The sequence below is a fragment of the Psychroserpens burtonensis DSM 12212 genome (assembly GCF_000425305.1).
Taxonomy (GTDB): Bacteria; Bacteroidota; Bacteroidia; order Flavobacteriales; family Flavobacteriaceae; genus Psychroserpens; species Psychroserpens burtonensis.
On sequence record NZ_AUDE01000025.1, the window covers coordinates 64,886 to 77,780 of the forward strand.

The 12,895-nt window shown below is 32.9% G+C and carries 11 protein-coding genes and 1 tRNA gene; 9 read left to right on the plus strand and 3 right to left on the minus strand.

Annotated elements, in window-relative coordinates; genetic code table 11:
* Window positions 1-26 precede the first annotated feature (26 nt).
* Together porN and H593_RS0111970 are read left to right on the plus strand one after the other, a co-directional pair.
* A complete protein-coding gene (porN, locus tag H593_RS0111965) occupies window positions 27-926 on the plus strand; it encodes a type IX secretion system ring subunit PorN/GldN (protein WP_028872671.1) in 900 nt (299 codons plus the stop codon).
* A 156-nt stretch (window positions 927-1,082) separates the two neighbouring features.
* Window positions 1,083-2,129: an NAD(P)/FAD-dependent oxidoreductase gene (locus H593_RS0111970; protein ID WP_028872672.1), complete on the plus strand. Its 1,047-nt coding sequence runs from the start codon at window positions 1,083-1,085 to the stop codon at window positions 2,127-2,129.
* A 42-nt stretch (window positions 2,130-2,171) separates the two neighbouring features.
* Here the strand turns inward: H593_RS0111970 and H593_RS0111975 are convergent, their stop codons facing one another.
* A complete protein-coding gene (locus H593_RS0111975; protein WP_028872673.1) occupies window positions 2,172-2,552 on the minus strand; it encodes a DUF983 domain-containing protein in 381 nt (126 codons plus the stop codon).
* Window positions 2,553-2,637: 85 nt separating this feature from the next.
* On the opposite strand from H593_RS0111975, the gene H593_RS0111980 reads away from it, so the two are divergent.
* The 7 genes from H593_RS0111980 to H593_RS0112010 all read left to right on the plus strand — a co-directional run bounded on the left by H593_RS0111980 (window position 2,638) and on the right by H593_RS0112010 (window position 12,094).
* Window positions 2,638-4,545, plus strand: a complete 1,908-nt coding sequence (locus H593_RS0111980) for an ABC-F family ATP-binding cassette domain-containing protein (RefSeq protein WP_028872674.1) — start codon at window positions 2,638-2,640, stop codon at window positions 4,543-4,545.
* Window positions 4,546-4,654: 109 nt separating this feature from the next.
* Entirely contained in the window at window positions 4,655-5,839 is a 1,185-nt protein-coding gene (locus H593_RS0111985; protein ID WP_028872675.1) for an efflux RND transporter periplasmic adaptor subunit, read from the plus strand.
* Window positions 5,840-5,842: 3 nt separating this feature from the next.
* A complete protein-coding gene (locus H593_RS19135) occupies window positions 5,843-9,151 on the plus strand; it encodes an efflux RND transporter permease subunit (RefSeq protein WP_084142321.1) in 3,309 nt (1,102 codons plus the stop codon).
* Window positions 9,141-10,460: a TolC family protein gene (locus H593_RS0111995; protein WP_028872676.1), complete on the plus strand. Its 1,320-nt coding sequence runs from the start codon at window positions 9,141-9,143 to the stop codon at window positions 10,458-10,460. The genes H593_RS19135 and H593_RS0111995 overlap by 11 nt, the downstream gene beginning before the upstream one ends.
* Window positions 10,461-10,475: 15 nt before the next feature.
* The gene (locus H593_RS20520) at window positions 10,476-10,658 is read left to right on the plus strand and encodes a CPXCG motif-containing cysteine-rich protein (protein ID WP_084142322.1); all 183 of its coding nucleotides are present in this window, start codon (window positions 10,476-10,478) and stop codon (window positions 10,656-10,658) included.
* Window positions 10,659-10,798: 140 nt separating this feature from the next.
* Window positions 10,799-11,710, plus strand: a complete 912-nt coding sequence (locus tag H593_RS19140; protein ID WP_037052261.1) for a leucine-rich repeat domain-containing protein — start codon at window positions 10,799-10,801, stop codon at window positions 11,708-11,710.
* 311 nt (window positions 11,711-12,021) lie between these two features.
* Window positions 12,022-12,094 (plus strand) — tRNA-Met (locus tag H593_RS0112010).
* Between the two features lie 114 nt (window positions 12,095-12,208).
* Here the strand turns inward: H593_RS0112010 and H593_RS0112015 are convergent.
* Window positions 12,209-12,538, minus strand: a complete 330-nt coding sequence (locus H593_RS0112015; RefSeq protein ID WP_211224959.1) for a hypothetical protein — start codon at window positions 12,536-12,538, stop codon at window positions 12,209-12,211.
* A 54-nt stretch (window positions 12,539-12,592) separates the two neighbouring features.
* A partial coding sequence (locus H593_RS19145; protein ID WP_157588847.1) for an IS30 family transposase occupies window positions 12,593-12,895 on the minus strand: 303 nt, incomplete at its 5' end.

The following is a 12,895-nucleotide window of genomic DNA, read 5'->3' on the forward strand; positions in this document are numbered from 1 at the left end:
AGTAACCCAAATTAAAATTTAAAAAGATGAATCATAAATTTTTATTATCAATCATTGCCACGGTTTGTATAACATCTAGTATGTTTTCTCAAGCCAACATTTTAAATGCCAAAAAACCTAGTGAAGTTGGTGTTAAAACGGAAGCGCAATTAGCATTAGATTATGACAAGCCGTTAGAATATGGTTATGTTGATGATAGAGACATTTTGTTTTCTAAAATGACTTGGGAAAAAGTTGTTTTAGATGAACGTGTAAACTTCCCATTATACTTTCCTGTGGATACTAATAATATCGGTAAAGAAAGACGCTCTTTATATCATACTTTGATTAAAGCGGTAAAAAACGGAAGAATACAGAACGTGTATAATGATTCTTATTTTTCTCAGAAAAGAACAGTTAAGGAGCTTCAAGATATCACCACTAAAGTAGATACTTTAGATATTGGTTACGATCAATTAAATGCTGATGGTTTTGTAGATCCAGAGTATATCACAACAACTAACATTGAAGCGTACCACATTAGTGCTTATTTAATTAAAGGCCTGTGGTATTTCGATAAGCGTCACGGAGAATTGAAGTATAGAATTCTTGGTATTGCACCAGCAGCACCAGATGTGAACTTTTTAGATTCTGAGGACGAGGCTCAAAGAGTGCCTAATGCTTTATTTTGGGTATTCTATCCAGAAGTAAGAGAGGTATTACACGAGGCTAAAGCGTTTAATAACAAAAACAGTGCTATGCCATTGACTTTTGATCATTTATTGAATTCTAGGCGTTTTAATGGTTATATGTACAAAGAAGAAAATGTATATGGTGATAGAGAGGTTAAAGATTACATCGCAGATAATGCGTTAATGCAACTTTTAGAGTCTGATCGTATTAAAGAAAAGATTCGCAACTTCGAACAAGACATGTGGTCTTACTAAGAAAAACATAAATTATATAAAAAACGCTCACTTTTAAAGTGGGCGTTTTTTGTTTTGTTACTTCGGAAATGAGAATCTTTTTAAATAAAGTCAAATCATTCTCATCATATCTTCTTTACCTTTGTAGTACCGATTTAATTATTAAATGGTGACTTTGTGAAACATATAGATTATATTATAGTTGGTAATGGCTTGGCAGGTATTGCCTTTTGCGAGCAACTAAGAGCTGCCAATAAAAAGTTTGTTGTCTTTGATAACAACTCCCAACGATCGTCAAGCGTCGCTGCGGGTTTATATAATCCTGTGATTTTAAAACGATTTACAAAGGTTTGGAATGCAAAAGAACAGTTAGCTTTAGCAATTCCAAAATACAAAACGCTTGAGCACCTTCTTGGTGTGAAATTAGATTATCAATTACCTGTGTATAGACGATTCATGTCGGTTGAAGAACAGAATGACTGGTTCACAGCTTCAGATAAACCTGTTCTGGAAGAGTTCTTATCTACTAATTTAGTAAAGAACATCACTGATGTTATAAAGGCAGATTTTGGTTTTGGAGAAGTCTTGCACTCTGGAAGGATAGATACTTTACAATTAGTGAAGTCCTATCGTAATTATCTTCTTAAAGACGATAAACTTAAACTTGAGGAGTTTCAACATGAACTATTAGAAGTGACCCCCGAGTATCTTGCATATAACGATATAAGCGCAAAGTATATTGTATTTGCTGAAGGGTTTGGGATTACTAAAAACCCATTTTTTAGCCATCTGCCTTTAAGTGGCACAAAAGGCGAAATGCTAACCATTAAAGCACCAGGTCTAAAGATGGCATTTATAATGAAATCTTCTGTGTTCATTGTCCCGTTAGGCGATGATTTATTTTGGATTGGAGCCACATATGAACGTGAAGATAAAACACATAGCATTACTGAGAATGCAAAAGACCAACTAGTAAATAAATTACAACAGATTATCAAATGTGATTTTAAAATTGTAACACAAGTCGCTGGAATAAGACCAACTACGAAAGATAGACGACCCTTAGTGGGGTCTCATTCAGATTTCAAAAATATTTTTGTGCTTAATGGGTTAGGTACGAGAGGTGTTATGATTTCTCCATATGTTGCAGAACAACTATTCAATCATATTGAAGCTGGAGAACCACTAGATTCAGAAATAGATATTAAAAGAATAAAGAATTAGTGAGTACAGCTAATTTCTGAAGAAAACATAAAAACTGATATATTATTTTTTCGATAAATTTTTATCATAACTAACAAATAGGTTAATCCAAATATTTCTAGAAAGTCTCATGATTATTGGTCCTAAAGCAGTCATAGTTAAAATAATAGCAATAAAAGCAGTTAATAAAGACGTTTCAAAACCTAAGTAACTTATTAAAAAAGCAGTCACAGCGAAGGCGATTCCAACACCGTAACTAACATACATAGATCCATAGAAAAATGACGGTTCAAGGCGGTATTTTAGTTTGCAATTAGAACAATTATCATTAATCTTAAACACATCACTAAGTACATAAGGGTTCTTAGTTTTGTACATAGATTCTTTTTGGCATTTGGGACAAGTACCCGTAAAAATGCTATAAATTTTTGTGCCTTTTAACATGACTTAAATTTGATTACTTTTGCGCTCTGTAAATAACATACAAATTTACGTTTTAATAAATAATTCATAGTAATAAAAGTAGCAAATGCTCAATATTCATAATCTTTCCATATCATTTCAAGGCGAATTCTTGTTTGAAGATATTACCTTTAAATTAAGTCCTGGTGACCGTATTGGTTTGATAGGTAAAAACGGAGCAGGTAAATCTACAATGCTCAAAATTTTGTCTAAAGAACTAGAACCAGATTCTGGACAAATTGCAGCGGATAAAAATCTGAGTTTTGGATTTTTAAAACAGGATATTGATTTCGTCTTTGGAAAAACAGTGCTGCAAGAGTCCTACGAGGCTTTCAAAGAAATTAAAGAGCTAGAATCTAGAATGGAGTATATTAATACCCAATTAGCAGAACGTACTGATTATGAAAGCGAAGGTTATAATCAGTTGATGATTGATCTCAACGAGGTTCAGCACCAATATGAAATTATTGGTGGTTATAATTATCAAGGCGAAACCGAAAAGATATTACAAGGGCTAGGTTTTAAGCGTGAAGATTTTGAGAAGCTAACAGATACCTTTTCTGGTGGTTGGAGAATGCGAATTGAATTAGCAAAATTATTATTACAAAATAATGATATTTTGCTTCTGGATGAGCCAACAAATCACCTGGATATAGAATCTATTATTTGGTTAGAGAATTTCTTAAAAGGCTACTCTGGAGCAGTAGTAATTGTCTCTCATGATAAGATGTTTTTAGATAATGTTACCAACCGTACTATTGAGATTTCCTTGGGAAGAATATACGATTATCCAAAACCATATTCAAAGTTTTTAGTACTGAGAAATGAGCTTAAAGCACAACAGTTAGCATCGCAAAAGAACCAACAAAAGCAAATTGAACAAACCGAAAAGCTTATTGAGAAGTTTAGAGCCAAAGCTAGCAAGGCAACAATGGCTCAATCACTTATTAAGAAGTTGGATAGAATGGATCGCATAGAAGTTGATGAAGATGATAATAGTGTGATGACTTTAAATTTCCCAGTATCGATCACACCTGGAAAAGTGGTTATTGAAGCAGAGAAGATATCCAAAAATTATGGCGATAATCATGTGTTATCAAATATTAGCCTACTTATAGAAAGGGATAGTAAAACGGCTTTTGTTGGGCAAAATGGGCAAGGAAAATCTACACTAGCAAAAATAATAGTTGGTGAACTTAAACACCAAGGTGATTTAAAATTAGGTCATAATGTACAAATAGGATATTTCGCTCAAAATCAAGCTGAATATTTAGATGGGAGCAAAACCGTTTTAGATACGATGATTGATGCTGCCAATGAAACGAATAGAAGTAAGGTTCGTGATATTCTAGGATCCTTTTTATTTAGAGGTGACGAGGCAGAAAAATATGTAAGAGTGCTTTCTGGAGGAGAACGAAATCGTTTGGCTCTAGCAAAATTGATGCTCAAACCGCTTAATGTATTGGTGATGGATGAGCCTACAAACCACTTGGATATCAAATCTAAAAATGTTCTCAAAGAAGCACTTAAAAAATTTGAAGGCACTTTAATTTTAGTATCTCATGACAGGGATTTTCTTCAAGGATTAACAAATAGTATCTATGAATTTAAGGATCAAAAGATAAAAGAATATTTAGGTGATATTGATTTTTATTTAGAAGAGCGTAATGTCGAGAATTTACGGGAAGTAGAAAAGCGGACCGTCATTAAAGATACACCTAAAGAAACGAATAAGCATTCTTACCAAAGTCAAAAAAAGTTCAAGTCTCTAAATAATAGATTGAGTAATATAGAGTCTAAGATAAATGCCTTAGAAAAAGAGGTCAAAGCAGATGATTTGGAATTAGCGACTAATTACGACGACACTGCTGCAAATCCAAGTTTTTTTGATAACTATCAGGCTAAAAAGAATAAGTTAAAAAAATTAATGGCAGATTGGGAAACCGTGCAACACGACTTGGATGAATTAGTCTAAGTTTTGTTTTAAGTTTTTTTTAACTGATTTCTCTATTGGATTTAAATACTTTTGTGACGAAATTATTTGATTATAAAGTCAAGTAATTAACTAATCATTAGTTATTCACATGCGTAATATCATACTTTCTACTCTAGGAGTTGTTCTCATTATTGGGGCGATTTATATTGGTAATAATATAGCTAACAATAAGAAAAAGAAGAGACCTGTTCTTGAAAAAGTAATTAAAACAGTTTTTACAGATACTGTGAAAAACGGTAAAGTTCAAATTGTAATTCCTGCAAATGGTAGTTTGATGGCCAAACGTCGCGTAGAATTGTATGCTGAGGTTCAAGGTGTTTTTAGAACTAGTGGAAAACTTTTTAAACCAGGTCAAGAATATCGTCAAGGCGAAACTTTAATTCGTATTGATGCTTCAGAATATTACGCAAGCGTACAATCATCAAAAAGTAATCTGTATAATTCTATCGCTGCTATTATGCCAGACTTACGTTTGGATTTTCCTGAAGTATTTTCAAAATGGCAAAGCTATCTCAATGGTTTTGATTTAAATAAAACGACACCTAAGTTACCCGATATGACTTCGGAAAAAGAAAATTACTTCATTACAGGTCGTGGCATTATATCTAATTATTATAACGTTAAAAATTTAGAGCAACGACTTGAAAAATATAACATAAGAGCACCGTTCTCAGGTATTTTAATCGAAGCACTAGTCACCGAAGGTTCGCTGATTAGAAACGGACAAAAGCTAGGTGAATATATAGACCCAACAGTTTATGAAATGGAAGTTGCATTAAGTAAAACGTATGCAAGTCTTTTAGAAGTAGGCGAATCAGTTGCTTTAAGTAATATTGAACATACCGAAACATTTTCAGGTATTGTTTCTCGAGTTAATGGAAGTATTGATCCTACAACACAGACCATAACCGCATTTATTGAAGTGAAAAACGAAACCCTCAAGGAAGGTATGTACCTTGAAGCAAGCGTAAATGCAAAAGAAGAAAATAATGTTATTGAAATTAGTAGAAATTTATTTTTAGATACTGAACAGATTTTTGTTGTAAGAGACAGTGTTTTAGATCTTATAGACGTTAAGCCTGTATATTTTTCAGATTCTAAGGTGGTGTTGAGAGATGTTCCAGATGGTGCAGTTATTTTATCCAAACCAGTTCCAGGAGCTTACGCGGGAATGTTGGTGAAACCTTATCACTTAAAAGCCGAAGTGACTGAACCTGATTATTCTAAAAAGGATAAATCTTTAGAAGTGTCTAAATCTAAGAAAGCAAAATAAGTTATGAGAAAACTGATTGCTTATTTTATAAAACACAGTGTTGCTGTTAATGTTGTCATATTTGCATTTGTCATTTTTGGATATTTTGGGGCAACTAATTTAAAATCATCTTATTTTCCCTTAATAGATTCAAAGAATATTAGCATTAACGTCACTTATCCTGGTGCATCTCCTCAAGAAGTTGAAGAAGGCATTGTGCTTAAAATTGAAGATAACCTTAAAGGTTTAAATGGTATAGAGCGCGTAACATCGACGTCAAGAGAGAATAGTGGTACTATCAATGTGGAAATTGAAAAAGGGAAAGATATTGATTTCATGCTTCTCGAGGTCAAGAATGCTGTAGATCGCGTACCTTCATTCCCTGTTGGTATGGAACCTTTAATTGTTGCAAAACTCGAGGCTGTGAGACCAACAATCTCATTTGCGATAAGCGGTTCTAATATTCCACTGTCTACCTTAAAGCAAATAGGAAGGCAAGTAGAGAATGATTTGCGAGGAATAGAAGGGATTTCACAAATTCAAATTTCAGGTTATCCAGAAGAAGAAATTGAAATTGCTGTTAATGAGACTAATTTATTAGCGTATAATTTATCTTTTGAAGATGTTTCAAACGCAATTAACCAATCTAGTTTGATAACTACAGGCGGAACAATTAAAACAGACACTGAAGAATATCTAATTAGAGCAAATTCAAGATCGTATTATGCAGACGAATTATCAAATTTAGTTGTTAAATCTGACGCTTCTGGACGTATAACTAGGTTAAAAGATATTGCTGTAGTAAGAGATCAGTTTTCAGAAACACCAAACGCTAACTACTTTAATGGCGATTTATCTATTAATGTTACCATCTCCAGTACCAATAATGAAGATTTAATCACTTCTGCAGATAAAGTAAAAGAGTACATTGAATCGTTTAATCAAAAGTATGATAATGTTCAATTGAATGTCGTCACAGATTTATCAATCGCTCTGGTACAAAGAACAGAGCTTCTGCAAGAAAATGCTTTAGTTGGTATGCTATTAGTAGTCTTGTTTTTATCATTATTTCTAAATACAAGATTAGCATTATGGGTGGCCTTTGGTTTGCCAATAGCCTTTTTAGGGATGTTTGTTTTTGCTGGTTATTTTAATGTTACAATCAACGTACTATCACTTTTTGGGATGATAATCGTAATAGGTATCTTAGTAGATGATGGTATTGTCATTGCCGAAAATATATACCAGCATTATGAAAAAGGAAAAACTCCAGAACAAGCTGCTGTTGATGGTGTAATGGAGGTCTTGCCTGCTATTGTATCTGCTATTCTCACGACTATTCTAGCTTTTGCTATTTTCTTGTTTTTAGATGGGCGAATAGGAGAGTTTTTTGGCGAGGTGTCTGTCGTTGTAATTCTTACTTTATTGGTGTCATTGGTTGAAGCGTTAATAATTTTACCAGCGCATTTAGCGCACTCTAAAGCATTAAGAAAACAAAATAACACACCAAAACAAGGCATAGCAGGAGTCTTTCAAAAGATATTTTACAAACTTCGTTACATCAATATGTTTGGTGATAAAATCATGACTTGGCTTCGTGATACATTGTATAGTCCATCTTTAAGGTTCGCTCTAAAGTATAAGTTTTTGATGTTCTCCTTTTTTATTGTATTCATGATTTTAACGAAAGCTAGCTTTGATGGAGGCATTATTAGAGGTGCCTTTTTTCCTCAGATAGCAAGTGATACTGTTCGTATTACATTAAATATGCCAAACGGTACAAATGAAAAGATGACAGACAGTATCATTTCATTTATAGAAGCAAAAGCTATTGAGGTTACAGATGAAATTAATAAGGAATATATAGGTGAAAATGAAGAAAAACATCTGGTCGAAAATATGATTAGAAATATTGGGCCAGGTTCATCAACAGCATCTTTAGTTATTAATATGTTGCCAGGAGAAGAGCGTCCTAATGAATTATCTTCTGATATGGTTACTAATAGAATACGGGACCGTGTTGGTCCAATATTTGGAGTTGAAAGTTTAGTATACGGAAGTGGAGGGAACTTTGGAGGTAGTCCTGTTTCAATTTCGCTTTTAGGAAATGATATTATTGAGTTAAAAGCTGTAAAAGCAGAGTTAAAACAAAATCTTGAAAATAATATACTGCTAAAGGATGTCACTGATAACGATCCTGCTGGTATCAAAGAAATTCGTTTAGAACTGAATGAAAGTGCTTATGCTCTTGGTTTAAACCTAAGAATTGTAATGACTCAAGTACGATCTGCATTTTTTGGATCACAAGCGCAACGTTTTCAAAGAGGACAAGATGAGATTAGAGTTTGGGTACGCTATAATAGAGAGAATCGTTCGTCTATTAAAAATTTAGATAATATGCGAATATTAGCACCAAACGGACAACGAATTCCGTTAAAAGAAATTGCTAGTTACAGTATTGAAAGAGGCGATGTTGCTATTAATCACTTAGAAGGTCGACGGGAGATACAAGTATCGGCAGATATAAAAGATCAAAAGAAAACGAGTTCAACAGATATTATGGCAGAAATTAAAGATGAAATTATGCCAGCTATTCTATCAAAATATCCTACGGTCACGCCATCATATGAAGGTCAAAATAGAGAAAAACTAAAACTAACTAACTCATTAGTGCCAGTTGGAATAACGGTATTGTTACTCATATATATTGTCATTGCATTTACGTTTAGAAGTTACAGTCAACCTCTACTGTTATTGTTGTTGATTCCGCTGAGTTTGCCAGCTGTAGCATGGGGACATTGGATTCATGACTTTCCATTAAATATTCTATCAATGCTTGGTATTATTGCACTTATTGGTATTATGGTAAATGATGGATTGGTTCTTATTGGGAAATTCAATAATAATTTAAGAGACGGTATGTTGTTTGATGACGCTTTATATGAAGCGGGTCGTTCTCGTTTTAGAGCCATATTTTTAACATCAATTACTACTGTTGCAGGTCTAGCTCCTTTAATTTTTGAACAGAGTAGACAGGCTCAGTTTTTAATTCCTATGGCAGTATCTATTGCTTATGGTATTGCATTCGCAACTGTTTTAACACTTATTGTATTGCCAATATTCTTATCATTTGGTAATAGTATAAAAGTGACTGCTAAATGGTTATGGACTAACAAAGCGGTTACAAAAGAAGAGGTAGAACGTGTCACAAAAGAGACAAGTGAAGATGATCCTATAGATGGTGGTTCTTCAGTTTTACCTACCGATGATTATGTCACTAAAAAAGAATTACAGCTTTTAATAAAACAACAAAATAAAGCAAATGAACATTAGAATTTATACCACTTGTTTTCTGGTTTTCTTAGGAATATTTGCTCAGGCCCAACAAGTATTAACAACAGATGAAGCTGTAAAGTTAGCATTAGAGTATAACTACGGAATCAAAATCGCAAATAACACGGTTGAAGTAGCAGACAATAACACAGGAATTTTAAACTCTGGTTATTTACCAACACTAACAGGGAATGCAGGAGCAACAATTGATGTGCAAAATACAGAAGGGCAATTAGCAAATGGAGAAATAAGAATTGCAGAAGGTGCGGAAACACGACGTTACAACGCCTCTATAAATCTAAATTACACGCTTTTTGATGGATTAGGACGTTTATATAACTATAAGCGTTTAAAAGAAGAGTATCAACTGTCTGATTTGGAAGCACGTGAAACTATTGAAACTACTATGTTGCAACTGTTTTCTGTCTATTATACCGTAGCCCAACTCACCGAAAATACAGACGTTTTAATAGAAACGCTTATCATTTCAAAAGACAGATTAACAAGAGCAGGATATCAGTTTGACTATGGGCAAAGTACCAAACTTGCTGTTTTAAATGCAGAAGTTGATATTAATAATGATAGTATTAACCTCATAAATACGAAGCAACAATTAAAAAATACAAAACGTGATTTAAATGTAGTTTTAGGGAATCAAATTCTTGAAGATTATAGAGTAGTCACCAATTTGAGTTTTTTATTGCAGTTAAATAAAGAGGATCTTTTATTAAAAACCAAATCGAATAATGTGTCTTTGTTACAAGCCGAAAAGAATATTAATATTAGTCAGTTTGATATCAAAACAAATAAAGCACAATTTTTACCAACTATTGGTTTGGTAGGTTCTTATGGCTGGAACGAATCTTCAAATAATAGTCCGTTAGCATTCGTTCTCCAAAATACAAATTCAGGAGTATCGGCAGGTTTAAATTTAACATGGAGTCTATTTGATGGCGGAAGTACATTAACACGTGTTAGAAATGCTGAGATAGGCTTAGAGAACCAAAAACTTCAAAAAGAACAACTCCTTCTTGATGTTGAGCGTAACTTCAACAATGCTTGGGATGATTATCAAAATAAGCTGGTGATTTATCAAGTACAGGAAAATAACATTAAAACATCTCAAAATAATTTTGAGCGCACGCAAGAAAAGTTTAAAATAGGTCAAGTCACCTCTATTGAATTCAGACAAGCTCAACTCAATTTGCTCAAAACAGAGTTAAGTAGAAATCAGTCTAAATACGATGCCAAATTAGCTGAATTGTCACTACTTCAATTAAGTGGAGAATTATTGAATACTGAATTCTAATTTCTGAAAAAAATTATGCAAGAACACTTTTTTCAATGTCCATATTGCTGGCAATCTATCTCAATGCTTATCGACGTGTCACAATATCAACAGCAATATATTGAAGATTGTGAGGTGTGTTGCAATCCTATTCAACTTCGAATCTCCACTGATAATCAAGAAATTACTAGTTTTGATGCAGAAAACTTAGAACAATAGTTTATTTTAAGTCATTGATTGTTAATGCATTAATATTTTTTTCGATGAACTACATTGTATTTCGTCGAAAATATTTGTCGTTTAACGGGTATTGGTCTAAATTCGTAATAGAAATGCTGCCCTCAACCAAATCTACTATTATGAAAACTGTTAAATTCACATTGTTATTCTTTCTTGTTACCCTATTGTCCTTTGGTAGCGTATCAACAAAAGAAAAAGAGGCGTTAAAAGCAATTTATAACTCAACTCATGGTGCGCTGTGGAGAACGACGTGGGATTTAAATACGCCAGTTCAAGAATGGCATGGTGTTACTGTGAAGGGAGACAAAGTTATTGGGCTCAATTTAGAATTCAATAATCTTAGAGGTGTAATTCCTCAAGAAATTGGAGATTTAGTTCATTTGAGACATATCAATCTTTTTAGAAATAAAATTTCTGGAGGGATACCCTCTTCAATTAAAAACTTAAAGTTATTAGTGACTTTAAATGTATCTTTTAACATGCTCACAAATCCTTTGCCTGAGGAGATTGGAGAATTAAAATCTTTGAAAAATTTAAAGTTATTCATGAATATGATCAAAGGTGAGATTCCTGTAACAATTGGTCAGTTATCAAATTTAAATACGCTAGAATTATATAATAATCAATTAACAGGTGAATTACCAATGACAATTGGTGAATTAACTAAATTGAAGGAATTATTGCTTAGCAGCAACCAGATTACAGGTAAGTTACCTGCATCGATTTCTAAAGCTAAAGATTTAAAGGTTCTTAGTATTTTTGAAAATAATTTCTTTGGGACATTACCAAACTCTATTTGTAGCCTAATAAATCTAGAAGAGTTAGTGATATCTAACAATGCCTTCTACGGAAAATTACCGAATCAAATGGCTAGTCTTATAAATTTAAAAGTGTTGCTTATTGGTAACAACGATTTTAAAGGAGAATTGGTACAACTTAAGACCCAACTTCCAAATTTAAAACAGTTTGATTATGTTGACGTAGTAAATCAAGGTGCGATTGCTACACTTGATATAGACGACGACAATTAATATTAATTATAATATATACTTATAAAGTAAATGTAGCTCTTAACACATATGTGTTAAGAGCTATTTTTTTGTATAGATTGTTTAATAAAACGATAAATTAGTTAGGAAAATCTTCATTATAGAAGAACAAAGAGTCTTCTTAAAACCTTATTGATTAAGCAAGTAAATATTAAAGCAATATTCTACTAAAATCTTCTAGTAATATAATTGGTAATATCTAAAAAAGCTTTTATCTTTGCAGTCCTAAAATGATTGAGTCGGTATCATGAGCCGAAAGTTAAAAGCTAAGACAGTTATTATAGATTTTAAATCGCGGGATAGAGCAGTAGGTAGCTCGTCGGGCTCATAACCCGAAGGTCACTGGTTCGAGTCCAGTTCCCGCTACTAAGTAAAAGCACTGATTTTCAGTGCTTTTAGCGTTTGTGTCGTTATGGTTTGGTGCTTGTTCTTTGCTCATTTCTTTAAAAAGTATCTAATAAAAGTGTCTTTTCGTCAATTTTAAGAGTTAAAAATGTTCAGTTCTTTAACTGCTTTACTAACAATCCTTTCGTCAATATAATGTTTTTGTAGCACTTCATCTGTTGTGTGAGAAGACAATGATTTTGTGTCTCCACTTAATGCTGAGGATAGATATGTGAGGTATGTCTTTCTTAAACTCTTTAATTGTAAATCTCTTCCAGTTCCAAGTTGTTTATAGAAATGAGAAAAGCCTTTTGATAGATTATCCATTAAAGCATAAGTTGAAGTTTTAGATCTATCAGGTGAAATAAGAAATTCTTCCTTTCCTTTTTTGTTTTCGTATCCCATTCGGTATAATAGCTTTTTCAAACTTTTAGTTACTGGAATAATTTTTGGGGCAACATTTTTATTGAATTGCTGAGTTCAACCCATAAGTGCAACACACTTATTATTTAGGACTTCAATAGGGTTATTATAATTAAACTTTCTAATTGGTCTGTAATTTAGTAATTTTTCTACTTCTTTTATTCTCTTAGCTGAGACTTCTCTAAGGTCTGTTTTCTTTGGAAAAAATCTTCTTATTACACCTATTCTGTTTTCGACAGTTCCCTTATCTTGAGAGGTATATGGTCTTGTGAAGTATGCTTTTACATTCACGTCTTTTGCTATTTCACCATGCCGAGCAAACTCCTTTCCATTGTCAAATGTTATTGTCTTAATCCAAGA